Source organism: Idiomarina sp. UBA3176 (genome assembly GCF_002364295.1).
In the GTDB taxonomy this organism is placed as follows: Bacteria; Pseudomonadota; Gammaproteobacteria; order Enterobacterales; family Alteromonadaceae; genus Idiomarina; species Idiomarina loihiensis.
In genome coordinates this window covers 53,383-66,398 of sequence record NZ_DEXU01000020.1, presented here as the reverse complement: position 1 = coordinate 66,398, position 13,016 = coordinate 53,383, and the positions used below count along the sequence as shown (strand labels likewise).

The following is a 13,016-nucleotide window of genomic DNA, read 5'->3' as shown; positions in this document are numbered from 1 at the left end:
TGGGAAAATTCCTGTCTGTAAGCTAAACACTTCAAGCAACGACCGATATCATTCCTTCTCTCACTTGCTTTTATACCCACTTCTGTCATCATCTTGCCTTAATTAAGAGTAAACCGAATAACCAAGGGTCACCAAAAGCCATGTTCCACCAACTGAATCAACAGTGTCGAAAAGGTCGGTATATAGCACCATTGCTATTCCTGGTTTTTATGCTGTGTTGGGGACAAAACTTTGGTTGGCTGGAAGGCTGTCCTAAGCATCAGGCTGCACCCGCGGCTGAACAGCTTGTAGGAAGCCATGCGGACCTGGAAGCAAAACACGAAGGCGCCGAAGCCGACTGCGACAAGACAACGCACTTATTGCAACAATTCAAGTCAGACATAACCTACGCGGCACTGTCTTTCTTTGTTCTTCTGACTTTGGCGCTGAAAGCCACTGTGAACAAGCAATTAGCGCCTCCCCTCTTTTTCTTTTCCTGTAAAAGGCGACCCCACGCCGTATTTTGTTGCTTTCTGGAGTAAGGCTTCCAACAGGTTTTTACCTTTGGAATACTAACTTCAGGAGTAATGTATGAATAAAATTTTACCGTTATGGCTCGTATCGCTTATTGCTGCGCTGCTGATTTACAGCGCGCAAAGCCTAGCAGAAACGCCGTCTACCGGTTGGCTGAGTCATGAAGATCATCCACCGGTGTCGGTGAAGCTAGAACTGACCGGCCACTATGAAGCTGAGCGCAACCTACTACCCGCCCTGCTGCATGTTGAGCTGGATGAAGGCTGGAAAACCTACTGGCGTTCACCCGGCGAAGGCGGCATACCGCCAACCTTTGACTGGGCTAAATCAGCCAATATTAACGATATTGAGTGGCACTGGCCGGTGCCCTCGCGCTACAGCATTCAGGGTATTGATACCGTTGGGTATCAGGGATCGTTGACCTTTCCGTTAATGGTACAACTAAGCCCCGATGCCCGGCAGGCAAACATTAGCGGTACACTGACTATGTCGTCCTGTACCACCGTTTGTGTGTTAACGGACTACCCAATTGACTTGCACGTTGATCTGGACACCCTGACCGTCGACAGTGATCGCGCGTTTGCCTTTAATCAGGCCACGGGCAAGGTGCCTCGCGAATACGACAGCAATAACGTGAAGCAGGCTATTTGGTCCGACGCCAACCAGCGCGTTCAATTGACCATAGAGCGTGACAGTGGCTGGCAAAACCCACAGCTGTTTATACACAGCAACGACGAGACTTTGGCCGACGCAGAGTTTTCATCACCAGATATTCAGGTGGAAAGCAATTCGCTCACGGCCAATGTTGACGTTAGTCACTGGCTGGATCTGCCGGACCTAAACGGCGCTGAACTTATAGCGACAGTCAGTGATGAAAAGTTTGCCGCTGAATATAAGATTCAGCTAACCGCAGGCACTATTGCTAATAACGCACCGCCGCTGTGGGCCATTTTACTTATGGCATTAGCTGGTGGGCTTATTTTGAACATTATGCCTTGCGTGTTGCCGGTACTGGGTTTGAAAGTTCAGAGCCTGATGCTGTCAGGAGTACAAGAACCGAAGGTCGTGCGTAAGCAGTTTTTCGCGTCGTCATTAGGTATTATCAGCTCGTTTCTGGTCATTGCCCTGGGGCTTATGGCGCTTCGCTGGTCAGGCGGTTCTGTCGGCTGGGGTATTCAATTTCAGAACCCTTACTTTATTGCCGCACTAGTGGCTATTACCTGGCTGTTCGCACTGAACTTAATGGGCGCCTTTGAGTTTAAATTGCCGTCTTCTTTGAGTACCAGTGCAGCAACCGCCGGCGATGACAGCTACAAAGGGCACTTCCTGCAAGGCATGCTGGCCACCTTTTTGGCAACACCTTGTACAGCGCCTTTTTTAGGCACCGCAGTGGCCTTTGCATTAGCTGCTGAGTCATCGGTTATTCTGCTGATTTTTGCCGCGCTTGGGGTTGGTATGGCGCTACCCTGGTTACTTATAGCCGTGTTCCCGAGAACCGCAAAATTACTGCCCAAACCCGGTCGCTGGATGCAATGGGTGAAACCCGTTTTTGCCATTATGATGCTGGCAACCACGGTCTGGCTGACAACTTTGCTGAAAAACTTTATCAGCAACGAAGTATTCCTGGCGATAACCGTCGGTTTATCCGCCCTCACTTTAGTCATTATTGGTAAAGTGCATGGCCGCAAGGCGCTATTTTTATCCATTGGTGGTTTTTTGGTATTAGCTGCCGTTGTCGGTACGACATTAGTTCTTACCGCGGACCGTTGGGTCAACAAACTACCGCAGGACCACCAATGGCAGCCACTAACCCAGCAGCGCATTGATGAAGCCGTTGCCAGTGGCCAAACCGTGTTTGTGGATGTGACCGCAGACTGGTGTGTGACCTGCCAAGCCAATAAAATCGGCGTATTACTGCAAGACCCGGTATTTACTGCCTTAGGTGAGGAGCGCGTTACCCGCCTGCGCGGCGACTGGACCAAAGCCAACGAGCGCATCACGCAATACTTAAAGGCCAACAATACCTTTGGTGTGCCCTTTAACAAAGTCTACGGACCCGGCGCTCCGGACGGTATAACGCTGCCCGTAGTGCTCAGTAAAGACAAAGTCATGGACGCGCTGGAGGATGCTCGTGAGCAATAACAAAGCCAAAACGTCGTGGACAAAGCGGCTACGAACCGCAGCGCTTTATATTGTCCTGTTCTCGGTCGTCGCTTTCGTAGTCGATTCCTTTCGTAATAGTGACGTGCCGGAGTCTGTGCCGGCTGAGCTGTCGTCACTAACGGACATAAACGGCGAGCAATACAACTTACGCGAGATGAGCAAGGACAGCCCGGTTGTGCTGTATTTCTGGGCAACCTGGTGCCCTGTTTGCCCGGCGGTCTCGCCTACAGTTGATTACGTTGGCAACCACTACCCGACCATTAGCGTGGCACTGCGCTCTGGCAACAATGACAAATTGAAGCATTACGCGCAGGCGAAAGGGTATGAGTTTCCTATTGTTAACGACAACCTCAACCGCGTATCAAACGGCTGGCAGGTATCTGCCACGCCAACCATCATCATTATTGAAAACGGTGACATTGTTTCGGCGACAGCCGGAGTCACAACACCTCCCGGTTTGTTTATTCGTCTTTGGTTTCACCAGTTTTTTTGAAGTAACTCATTTTTAAGTAGGAAAGTTGTATGAATTTTATCTATAAAACGTTTTTCATCGTTGCTTTTATCTTTAGCAGCAACGTATTTGCGCAAGATTTAAACCCACAACAAGAAGAAGGTTTGGAGAAAGTCGAACAGCTATTGCGTGAAAACCCGCAGCTAATCTCAAACATTCACAGAGGCTTGCAGCGCTTTTTAGAACAGCAAAGTGAGCAGAAAAATGCCTTTGCTAACCACCAGGAATGGCTGTATCAGTCGGCGGCACATCCAATTTTAGGTGACCAAGATGCGCCGCATAAAATCATTGTGTTTACCGACTACAACTGTCCGTTTTGCAAGAAGTTAGAGCCTGGCCTTCATAAACTGATTGAGGAATACCCGTCTATTCAGGTTGTGAACATTTTTGTGCCATTGCGCCAACAGCAGGTTGATGGGCTCAAAACCAACTCAGCTCTTTATGGGCTAAACCTTTGGCGCAATGACCCTAAGGCATTCTTTGAAGCTCACAACTTAATGATGAAAAAGTCGGGCATGCACACCGCTGATTCACTGCAAAGTGTTGCGCAAGTCACGAGTACCGAGGCCTTTTTGTCACCGTCCGGCGAGAGCGAGGCGGTTATCCGCAAAAATATGTCGGCGTTTCGCGATTTAGGCTTTCGCGGCACACCGACTATTATCATTGGTCAGCAGGTAATGCCTGGTTACATCCCTTATGACAAGCTGGAAGAAATAGCGACAACACAGTTCAATCTGAATTAATCAGTGTTCATCACCAGCCTGATATGAAGCCTCAAGGATAAAGGGTTAACCATCTGAAGTTAACTCTGCTATAATCCATGCGCATAGTTGATGCGCATGGATTACGAATTTTTAATAACAGGTGATAAAATGGCTGCTTACACAACTGCTTCTCCTGCAAAGAAGCCGACAAATGTCAGTATTAACGCTGAACTTCTGGCAAAAGCAAAATCGCTTGATATCAATTTATCGGCGACACTTGAGTCTGCATTGAAGGAACAAATTCGTTTAAAAGAACAAGCGCATTGGCTGAAGGAAAACTCTGACGCAATGGAAGCGTATAATCAATTTGTAGAGCGCAACGGAACATTCAGCGACAGCGTGCGAAAATTCTAATGAGTCAATTCGCCGTCTACGCCAATAACAATACAGCGACACGCACAACCTACCCCTATCTTATTGATGTGCAGAGTGACCTGCTGTCAGCCTTAGCGACAACCTTAGTGATACCTTTGATACCCGCTCCGCTGGCTGAATCCTTCCAACTCACCAAGCTGAACCCGGATGTTACCGTTGAGGGAAAGACATTCGCATTGATGACACAAGATATGGCCAGTATTTCAAGAACTCAGCTTACTCACGTGGTCGACGACTTATCCCACGACAGAGATAGAATCACCGCAGCTATCGACCTGCTATTTTTTGGAATATAACGATAGTGACAAGTTTCCAGGTTTGACGAATAAATTGAGAGCTATAATTTGATAATACTTCCAAAGCACACTAGCATTTATGCCTGCACTTTTATAAGAGAACCATCATGGGAACAAAAATTCAGTTTCGTATTGATGAACAAACAAAGCGCTTAGCGCCGCAGAAGGCAGTAGAGCGTCGAAAACAGCTATCGCAGGAAAACTGGCTTACAGAACAAGTCAATCAGGCATTCCAGAAATTAGAGTCTGGCCAGTTCGCATTCACTGATAACGAGCAGGCAAAAAGCCGATTGGAGAAATTTAAAGCCCAATTTCGTAGGAGCTAGCCTTAAGGCGTTGCTAAATCAGGCTATAGAGATAATGAAGAAAGTGAACTAGTGGCGATTAAGTTTGCCGCCCCAAACACCTTGAAAACGTTTCAAATATAACCATTACCAGTAGTTTTCAGACGTAACATTACCAGGCTTACGCCGAGTGTTTTTAGCAAGCCCCAATTCAGCTAGCGCGGCGCGTGACTCTTTTATCATGTCGGGGTTACCACAAAGCATCACCTGCGCGCTGGTATTCAGCGGTGTGTCGAGTGCATCACTTAATTGACCAGAGCTGATCAGTTCAGGAATACGTGCAGAGAAAGCACCCGGAATGTTTTCACGAGTAATCACCGGCTGGTAGCCCAGTTGCCCGGGGTATTCTTGTTGCCACTGCTCTATTTGCCCCTGATAAACCAGGTCTTCTGCCACACGAACACCGTGCACCAGATTAATCCGTTTAAATCGTTCCCACGGCTTTTCGGTTCTTAGCATAGAAATGAACGGACCAATGCCGGTTCCGGTAGAAAGCATCCACAAGCTGTCGCCGTCCGGCACTTCGTCCAGCGTGAAAAAACCACCAGCGGGCTGGGTAATATCCACGTTATCGCCGGGCTGCAGCTTGGCTAACTTAGTACTGAGCTCGCCGTCTTCCACTTCGGCTATGACAAAATCCAGTATGGCTTCGCCCGGTGCGCTGGCCAGCGAGTAGGCGCGCAACAGTTGCTCGCCCCCCACATTCAGACCTAGACGGACGAACTGCCCGGCCTTAAAATCAAACGGCTCAGCCACAACTCTTAAACTGAAAACGCCAGAACTCCAACGGTAATTCTCGACAACTTTCCCACTAATCCATTGGATCATACGTCTGACTTAGTCCTTGTTCTGGTTCTTGGTCGCTTCCAGCTCTTTTTCTAACAGTTCAACACGCTCACGTAAGCGCAGTAACATTTGCTGCTGTACGTCCAGCTCTTCGCGGGTGACTAAGTCCAGCTTAGATAGCTGTGACTGCAGGGTTTGTTTAACGCGCTGTTCCATATTGCCGGCCAGTTCTTTGACGCCGGCAGGCATGCTGTCGTTAATTTGGCGAGCAATATTCTCTATTGTTTTGTTGTCCATAAGTCTCTCTTTGTGTAAATCGTTGCTTATGCGTTTAGCTTAGCAGGAGATTCAGGTAAAATCCGAGCTTCTTATCAGCTTTTTCACGAATCAGGAACTCCGCGGCGCCCATGCTGAACGATCGCCAGAACCAGGCTGTACATTACATCCAGGGCCCTTTATTGGTGCTTGCCGGCGCCGGTAGTGGCAAAACCCGGGTAATAACGGAGAAAATTGCGTACCTGATCCGCCAGCAAATTTACACTGCCCGGCAAATTGGTGCAGTAACTTTTACCAATAAAGCCGCTAAAGAAATGAAAGAGCGTATAGCGCAAACTCTGCCGAAAGCGCAGCTGCGCGGTTTAACCGTGTGCACCTTTCATACTCTGGGGCTGAATATTATTCGTCGGGAACTCAGCACCCTGGGGTTTAAGCCCGGCTTTTCATTATTTGACGACCAGGACACCTACGCCCTGCTTAACGCCCTGACTGAAGATGTATTTGAGGGCGACAAAGCGCTGATTCAAGCCTGTCAGCACCAGATAGGCCACTGGAAAAACGCCATGCTGTCGCCGGAGTTGGCTCTACAAAAAGCCGGGAACGATCAGGAAAAGGCCTTTGCTCAGGTTTATCAGCAATACCAGAATAACCTGAGCGCCTGTAATGCCGTGGACTTTGATGACTTGATCCGCCTGCCGACCCAGTTACTGGCAACCAACGAGAACGCCCGCGCACGCTGGCAGAAAAAGTTTCAGTATTTATTGGTGGACGAATATCAGGACACCAACACCAGCCAGTACCAACTGGTCAAGTTACTGGTGGGCGAACGCGCTCGCTTTACCGTGGTGGGCGACGACGATCAGTCCATTTATTCATGGCGTGGTGCGCAGCCTAAAAACCTGGCCTTGTTGAAGCAGGACTTCCCACAGCTGGACGTGGTGAAGCTGGAGCAGAATTACAGGTCGCACGGGCGTATTCTGAAAGCCGCCAATATTCTCATTGAGAACAACCCGCACGTATTTGAGAAAAAGCTGTTCTCAGAAATGCAGTACGGCGAGCCGATAAGCGTTATTTTTGGTCGTAACGAAGAGCATGAAGCAGAGCGTGTGGTTGCCGAAATTGTAAAACAACGGTTCCTTCGCAAAACGCCGTATCACCACTTTGCGATTTTGTACCGGGGTAACCACCAGTCGCGCCTGTTTGAAAAAGCGCTGATGAACAACCGCATCCCTTATAAAATTACCGGTGGCCAGTCGTTCTTTGCCCGCGCGGAAGTCAAAGACATTATGGCGTACCTGCGGCTGCTGGTGAACCCTACCGACGACACCGCTTTTCTGCGCATTATTAATACCCCGCGGCGCGGCATTGGTCCCCAAACCGTGGAGCGTATTGGCCGTTTGTCGCAGGAGTTAGGCTGTAGCTTATTTGAAGCCTGCCAGTCGCCCCATTTAAAAACGCAGCTTAGCACCGGTGTGTTTCAGCATGTAGACGTGTTCCGCAACATGATAGATACCCTGGCTCGCCGCGCCGATCATCAGGAAGACGCCAGTGACGCGGTAAAACAACTGCTGAGCGAAATTGGCTACGAAGACTGGTTGTTTGAGCAAAGCCCCAGCGCGAAAGCCGCCGAAATGCGAATTAAAAACGTGTACGAACTGCACCGCTGGGTATCGGACATGCTAAAAGGCGACGCCGAACATGAACCCATGGAATTGAATCAGGTGGTCAGCCGCTTGTCACTGCGCGATATGATGTCCCGTAACGAAGACGACGAGCAGTTTGAACAGGTGCAGCTAATGACCTTGCATGCTTCCAAAGGTCTGGAGTTTCCACAAGTGTTTTTAGTGGGCATGGAAGAGGGTCTATTGCCACACCAAAGCAGTATTGATGAAAATAACATTGAAGAGGAACGCCGTCTGGCTTACGTCGGCATTACCCGCGCCCAGCATAAGTTAGTCTTTACTATGGCTAAGGAGCGCCGTCAGTTTGGAGAAAAAACGGAACCACAACCCAGCCGCTTTTTGCTGGAGTTACCGCAGGACGATTTAGAATGGGAACACCGCAAGCAAAAATCCGACGAGGAACGTGAAGAGCAGAGAAGTCAGGGTTTGGAGATGCTGAAAAACGCACTGAAAAAGTAGTGCCAAACTAAGCTGATACGAAAGAGGTGTCGTCGTCTTTGGCTACAGTGCCTTCATAGTTTTCGTCAATGAAGCTGCCCTGCCCCATCATAACACCTTGCTTTTCCACATCATTTTTTTGCGTTTCAGTTTCCAGTCCATCGGCATAAACAGCAATATCGAGCTCATGACACAAGGTCACGATATGCTTTAACATGGCCTGCGCCCGGTTATTGCTGCTCAAACGAGCAATATAATGGTGATCCAGCTTAAGTATGGTAAACGGAAAGTTATACAAGAACTGAAGCGGCCCGGAGCCACTGCCAAAATTGTCTATAACCAGCTTAAAGCCAAATTCGGAAAGCCGTCTTAAACTGGCCAGTACCCGGCGGCCGTCTCTGACCAGGTCGGTTTCATCAAATTCCAGTGCGATGTTCTCTGGTTTAACACCGCTTTCAGTCACAATATTCACCAGCTCATTCAGGTGACTGGTTTTCAATAAATGCCGCACAGATAAATTCAGGTGCAGCATAGTTTCAGCACTGACACTATTTTCAACAAGCCACTGGCTGGCTGCCCGTAAAGCAAAGCGGTCAAGCTTCACAATAAGGCCAGTGCGCTCGGCCAGAGGTAACAACTCTTCACTTTTAAAGCTGTAGCGCGGGTCTTCCCACACCAATTTAGCTTCTACAGCTTTGACCTCGCCTGTTGTTAAATTCACTATTGGCTGAAAACTGACAGCGAAATCTTTCTCAACTTTCGCATGGCGCAGCGCCGTTTCTTTACGAACACTGTCCACTAAGTTTTCATGCATGCTGTCATCAAATAATACGTAGCGCCCGCGCCCCATACCTTTAGCCTGGTACATGGCGGCATCTGCGTCGCGTAACAGCCGTTCAGCCGAATCGGTCTCTTCCAGACACTCGGCAATACCGATACTGGCGCCGGAGTAATGCTCTTGTCCGTTCAGATGGAAAGGTTCACTCATTTGCTGGATCATGCGCTTGGCGACGTCTTTAGCATCATCAATACTGGTAATGGTATCCAGCAGAATAACGAATTCATCACCACCTAAGCGCGCCACCATGTCGTTGTCACGTACGCAGTCACCTATACGCTTGCTGACTTCCAGCAAGAACTCATCGCCGGCAGAGTGCCCGAGCGTGTCGTTTATATTTTTAAAGCGGTCCAGGTCAACAAATAGCACCGCAAAATGGTGCTCAGGGTGCCGTCGTTTATGTGCCACGGCCTGCTGCAAACGTTCATTGAACAATATGCGGTTAGGTAAGCCGGTCAGGTTATCGTGGTGCGCTGCGTGGAATAAGCTGGATTCGGTCTTTTTCCGTCGTTCTATTTCGGACACCAGCTCTTCGGTACGCTCCGCCACTTTCTTTTCAAGGAACTGGTTTACTCGCTGAATTTCTTCCGCTGAGCGTTTTCTGTCAATGGCCACGGCAACGTGCTGCGAAACAAAGTTCAGTAGTTCTAAGTCATCACTATGGTATAAGAAGTCACCGTCGTAGGTCTGGACCGCTATAACCCCAAACACCTGCCCGTTCATCATTAAGGGGCTACCGAGCCATTGCTTAGCCAGCTTCATACCACCATAGCCCAGCTCTATCTCGTTTTTCTTCAGAAGTTTTTGACGTACAGGGGCGTCGATAAAGGCCGGTTCACGCATTTTAATAACGTATTCGGTTAAACCTTTACCGGCTCGTCGGCGTTCGGCTTTAGCGCCTGTTTCATCCACATGGTAGGGAAAATGTATAAACTTTTTATCGTCTGATAAAAGCGCGACAAAGAAGTTGTCGGCATGAATCAATTTACCGATTTGCCTGTGCAACTGCCGATAAAAGGCGTTCATATCGTCAGAGGTATTGGTCAGCTCGGAAATAGCAAAGAGCACCGAGGTTTGCTGCTCAGCCCTTTCACGAATGGTAATCTCGCTCATTAAGCTTTCATTCGCATGGCGTAGTTCAGCTGTCTGGTGCTCTATTTCGCTTTGCATTAAGTCGCGCTGCTTTAAACGCTCGAGCGCATTCACCACGTGTTGCGATACAAAGGTAAGCAAATCTTCATCTGAGGCGTCATAACGAACGTCAGCGCTGTAGCTCTGCACCACCATAACACCTATGGTCACGTCACCACGTTTTAACGGAACACCTAACCAGTCCTGATGTTCTGCCCCTAAGCCTTCTATTTCGGCGTTATCAATTAAGCGTTGGTACACTTCCGGCGGGCAAAGCAAAGACTGGCCTTTTCGCAAAACATAACCCGTTAAGCCTTTCTTCAATTGCTCTATAGGAATGCGTTCAAATAAGGTGTCCTGATCAATTTCATCGACAAAATAAACAAAATCGACCAGCTCTTCCTGAGGTTCGTAAAGGCAAATATAAAAATTACGGGCGTACATCAGCTCGCCGATAATTTCGTGCAGAGACTGATAAAAGTTGTCCATTTCGCGCGCAGAAGCCGCCAGTTCCGATATTCGGAACAGCGCTTTTTGTACGACTTCAGCAGACCGATACTTTTGGGTCAACCCCTTTAGTCGGGCGATGACTTTGTGCAAGCGTTCATTTTCAGTTTTTATATTCTGAAGCTGTTCCTCGCTATGCGTACGGTCTGTCATTCAGGTTCACCCTTAGACACTGACACTCCTTGCCGCGAAATACATTTTGTTAACACTTGTTGCGTTTAGTAACAGTCGTACAGTATAGACCTGTGTCAAAAAATAGAAAAGATCTGGTTAAAAATTAATTAGCGAAGGAAGTTAAGAGAGCGAATTAACGTCGATTGACACAAAAAAGACCACCGAGTGGTGGCCTTTTGTTACTGAAGATGCAAATAAAACTAAATTTCTTCAGTCATGTAATTTATTGCAGCTTGAATTTCTTCTTCTGAGCAGTCGCTACAGGTTCCTTTAGGCGGCATGGCATTAAAACCTTCAACTGCGTGCTTCAATACCGTTTCCATGCCCTGGTCTAAACGTGGTTGCCAGTCGGCAGCGTTGTTTCTTTTTGGAGCTCCCATAACACCACTGGTATGGCAGGCTGTGCAGTACTTATCATAAACTTGCTGGCCTGAACGCGGTCCACTGCTTTCTTCAGCAGCACTGCTTTCACCAGCCACATAATGTTTTCCCAAAGGCTTAATACGCTCAGCGATCGCTTCACGTGACATATCATCCTGCACTGATGCCGCACTAATACTCAGCGCAAACAGCATTGAAATAGTGCCTAAAACGCTCTTAACGAAAAATGAATTCATAGCTTTCACTGGTTTCTCCTACAAATGGCTGGTGTTCTTGCACGCCCAGTTAGTGGATGCGATTATAACCACAAATGTGCAAAGGATAAACACTTGGCTGAAATTGCTCGCAAAATAGCTTTGCTGGATTTGGATGCGTTCTTTGCTTCGGCTGAAGAATTGCGCGATCCAAGCCTGAAAACACGCCCTTTTGCTGTCGGTGGCGGCGGTGAACGAGGGGTCGTTGCAACGGCAAATTATCTGGCCCGTCAGTTTGGCGTTAAAAGCGCGATGCCGGGTAGTCATGCCCGCCGTTTGTGCCCGCAATTAACCTTTATACGACCTGACGGCAACTACTACCGCGAACTGTCCAATAAGGTTCTGGATATTCTGCATGAACTCACACCCCGCATTGAACCTGCTTCTATTGACGAGTTTTATCTGGACTTAACTCATTTGGAAGGCTTTAAAGGCAGCGCGACTTTGGCCATGGACTTTGTTCGAGAACAAATTAAAACGCTGGGGATAACCGGCTCTGCCGGCATTTCAAACCAGAAAATGGTAGCCAAAATTGCCAGCGAAGAGCGCAAACCCGATGGTCAGTTTGTGGTTCGCCCAGCAGAAGTTCTCGACTACATTGCGGCATTAAACCTCAAGCAAATTCCGGGTGTCGGACCTAAAAGTCAGCAAGTGCTCACTAACTATGGACTCACCACAGGAAAAGACATCCAGAATATAGAGCTGCAGCAATTACAGGCCATTCTTGGTGATAAAGCCGGGTATGTACTATTTGAGCGCGGCCATGGGCGGGATCGCCGCGAAGTTGTTACAGAGCGCATTCGCAAAAGTGTCGGGGTTGAACAAACCCTAGCAACGGATATGCGACTGGAATCGACAGCTCAGGCTTATGTTCAGGACAATTTATTACCGAAACTGCGTCAACGAATGAAAATTACTCACTGGCGTGAGCAGCCCATTCGTAGCCAGACACTAAAGCTGAAGTTCTCGGACTTCACACAAACAACGGTCTCCCGTAGTGCCCAGTTTATTTCACCCAGCTTGTTTTATCAGTTATTAGATGAAGCCTGGCAGCGTGGAAAAGGGAAAGGGGTAAGGCTGTTGGGGATCAGTGCAACATTGCCTGACCCCAACGAGCAATTACAACTCGAACTCGAGCTGGATTAGTCTTATTTCACTGTAATAGTGATTTTTTCTGAAACCACGGCCGGGTTATGCGGTACGTGGTTCTTATCGCCTAAGATAATTTGTAGCGTATGTTCACCCGGCTCTAAAGTCACGGTAGTTTCCGTCTGGCCACCACCAAAATGAGTCACATCACCGCCCATAGGCTTGTCCATAGCTGGCAGTTCGTCTTTATCAACCAGCAAATGGTGATGTCCGGTATTCTTCACATCGACACCGGCCGGCGCTACGCCCATACCGCTTAAGCCAAACTTCACTTTAAAGGTTTTACCAACCACTTCCCCGTTTTGCGGAGAAATAATATAAGCCTGGGCTTGCTCTGATGATTCTGTACGTTCTACTGCCTGAGCTGTTGTTGCCAGAACAGGTCCACCAAGTAGTGCTATGGCGCCAATCATCCATGCTTTGTTCATAGGTTT

General features: G+C 48.4%; 14 protein-coding genes. 9 read left to right on the top strand and 5 right to left on the bottom strand.

The window, feature by feature from the left end; genetic code table 11:
• Positions 1 to 140 precede the first annotated feature (140 nt).
• From B2U97_RS08285 to B2U97_RS08255, 7 genes are all read left to right on the top strand, one after another.
• The gene (locus tag B2U97_RS08285; RefSeq protein WP_011233477.1) at positions 141 to 521 is read left to right on the top strand and encodes a hypothetical protein; all 381 of its coding nucleotides are present in this window, start codon (positions 141 to 143) and stop codon (positions 519 to 521) included.
• A 49-nt stretch (positions 522 to 570) separates the two neighbouring features.
• Positions 571 to 2,655, top strand: a complete 2,085-nt coding sequence (locus B2U97_RS08280) for a protein-disulfide reductase DsbD family protein (RefSeq protein WP_286824128.1) — start codon at positions 571 to 573, stop codon at positions 2,653 to 2,655.
• The gene (locus B2U97_RS08275) at positions 2,645 to 3,169 is read left to right on the top strand and encodes a protein disulfide oxidoreductase (RefSeq protein WP_286830414.1); all 525 of its coding nucleotides are present in this window, start codon (positions 2,645 to 2,647) and stop codon (positions 3,167 to 3,169) included. Before B2U97_RS08280 ends, B2U97_RS08275 begins: the two co-directional genes overlap by 11 nt.
• A 29-nt stretch (positions 3,170 to 3,198) precedes the next feature.
• Positions 3,199 to 3,930: a DsbA family protein gene (locus tag B2U97_RS08270; RefSeq protein WP_110013013.1), complete on the top strand. Its 732-nt coding sequence runs from the start codon at positions 3,199 to 3,201 to the stop codon at positions 3,928 to 3,930.
• Between the two features lie 96 nt (positions 3,931 to 4,026).
• On the top strand, positions 4,027 to 4,305 hold the full coding sequence (locus B2U97_RS08265) for a type II toxin-antitoxin system CcdA family antitoxin (RefSeq protein ID WP_227016370.1): 279 nt from the start codon (positions 4,027 to 4,029) through the stop codon (positions 4,303 to 4,305).
• Complete coding sequence (locus tag B2U97_RS08260) at positions 4,305 to 4,622, top strand: CcdB family protein (protein ID WP_034818972.1); 318 nt, start codon at positions 4,305 to 4,307, stop codon at positions 4,620 to 4,622. The genes B2U97_RS08265 and B2U97_RS08260 overlap by 1 nt, the downstream gene beginning before the upstream one ends.
• A 107-nt stretch (positions 4,623 to 4,729) precedes the next feature.
• Positions 4,730 to 4,948, top strand: coding sequence for a hypothetical protein (locus B2U97_RS08255; protein WP_034818974.1), 219 nt, complete (start codon positions 4,730 to 4,732; stop codon positions 4,946 to 4,948).
• 105 nt (positions 4,949 to 5,053) lie between these two features.
• Here B2U97_RS08255 and B2U97_RS08250 read toward each other — a convergent pair whose 3' ends face one another.
• Complete coding sequence (locus tag B2U97_RS08250; protein WP_051018720.1) at positions 5,054 to 5,794, bottom strand: ferredoxin--NADP reductase; 741 nt, start codon at positions 5,792 to 5,794, stop codon at positions 5,054 to 5,056.
• A gap of 9 nt (positions 5,795 to 5,803) precedes the next feature.
• A complete protein-coding gene (locus B2U97_RS08245) occupies positions 5,804 to 6,049 on the bottom strand; it encodes an accessory factor UbiK family protein (protein WP_011233471.1) in 246 nt (81 codons plus the stop codon).
• Between the two features lie 110 nt (positions 6,050 to 6,159).
• On the opposite strand from B2U97_RS08245, the gene rep reads away from it, so the two are divergent.
• On the top strand, positions 6,160 to 8,169 hold the full coding sequence (rep, locus tag B2U97_RS08240) for a DNA helicase Rep (RefSeq protein WP_034818978.1): 2,010 nt from the start codon (positions 6,160 to 6,162) through the stop codon (positions 8,167 to 8,169).
• A 7-nt stretch (positions 8,170 to 8,176) separates the two neighbouring features.
• On the opposite strand, the gene B2U97_RS08235 is transcribed toward rep, so the two are convergent.
• Both B2U97_RS08235 and B2U97_RS08230 read right to left on the bottom strand, forming a co-directional pair.
• Entirely contained in the window at positions 8,177 to 10,777 is a 2,601-nt protein-coding gene (locus tag B2U97_RS08235; RefSeq protein WP_034818980.1) for a sensor domain-containing phosphodiesterase, read from the bottom strand.
• A gap of 221 nt (positions 10,778 to 10,998) precedes the next feature.
• The gene (locus B2U97_RS08230) at positions 10,999 to 11,424 is read right to left on the bottom strand and encodes a c-type cytochrome (protein WP_011233468.1); all 426 of its coding nucleotides are present in this window, start codon (positions 11,422 to 11,424) and stop codon (positions 10,999 to 11,001) included.
• Between the two features lie 84 nt (positions 11,425 to 11,508).
• On the opposite strand from B2U97_RS08230, the gene dinB reads away from it, so the two are divergent.
• The gene (dinB, locus tag B2U97_RS08225) at positions 11,509 to 12,579 is read left to right on the top strand and encodes a DNA polymerase IV (RefSeq protein ID WP_272988365.1); all 1,071 of its coding nucleotides are present in this window, start codon (positions 11,509 to 11,511) and stop codon (positions 12,577 to 12,579) included.
• Between the two features lie 2 nt (positions 12,580 to 12,581).
• Here dinB and B2U97_RS08220 read toward each other — a convergent pair whose 3' ends face one another.
• On the bottom strand, positions 12,582 to 13,010 hold the full coding sequence (locus tag B2U97_RS08220) for a DUF4399 domain-containing protein (protein WP_011233466.1): 429 nt from the start codon (positions 13,008 to 13,010) through the stop codon (positions 12,582 to 12,584).
• Positions 13,011 to 13,016: the final 6 nt, after the last annotated feature.

Excerpts from the sequence above, each read along its gene's own strand:
- B2U97_RS08285 (WP_011233477.1), top strand. The coding sequence starts at position 141 with ATGTTCCACCAACTGAATCAACAGTGTCGAAAAGGTCGGTATATAGCA.
- B2U97_RS08280 (WP_286824128.1), top strand. The coding sequence starts at position 571 with ATGAATAAAATTTTACCGTTATGGCTCGTATCGCTTATTGCTGCGCTG.
- B2U97_RS08270 (WP_110013013.1), top strand. The coding sequence starts at position 3,199 with ATGAATTTTATCTATAAAACGTTTTTCATCGTTGCTTTTATCTTTAGC.
- B2U97_RS08265 (WP_227016370.1), top strand. The coding sequence starts at position 4,027 with ATGGATTACGAATTTTTAATAACAGGTGATAAAATGGCTGCTTACACA.
- B2U97_RS08260 (WP_034818972.1), top strand. The coding sequence starts at position 4,305 with ATGAGTCAATTCGCCGTCTACGCCAATAACAATACAGCGACACGCACA.
- B2U97_RS08255 (WP_034818974.1), top strand. The coding sequence starts at position 4,730 with ATGGGAACAAAAATTCAGTTTCGTATTGATGAACAAACAAAGCGCTTA.
- B2U97_RS08250 (WP_051018720.1), bottom strand. The coding sequence starts at position 5,794 with ATGATCCAATGGATTAGTGGGAAAGTTGTCGAGAATTACCGTTGGAGT.
- B2U97_RS08245 (WP_011233471.1), bottom strand. The coding sequence starts at position 6,049 with ATGGACAACAAAACAATAGAGAATATTGCTCGCCAAATTAACGACAGC.
- rep (WP_034818978.1), top strand. The coding sequence starts at position 6,160 with ATGCTGAACGATCGCCAGAACCAGGCTGTACATTACATCCAGGGCCCT.
- B2U97_RS08235 (WP_034818980.1), bottom strand. The coding sequence starts at position 10,777 with ATGACAGACCGTACGCATAGCGAGGAACAGCTTCAGAATATAAAAACT.
- B2U97_RS08220 (WP_011233466.1), bottom strand. The coding sequence starts at position 13,010 with ATGAACAAAGCATGGATGATTGGCGCCATAGCACTACTTGGTGGACCT.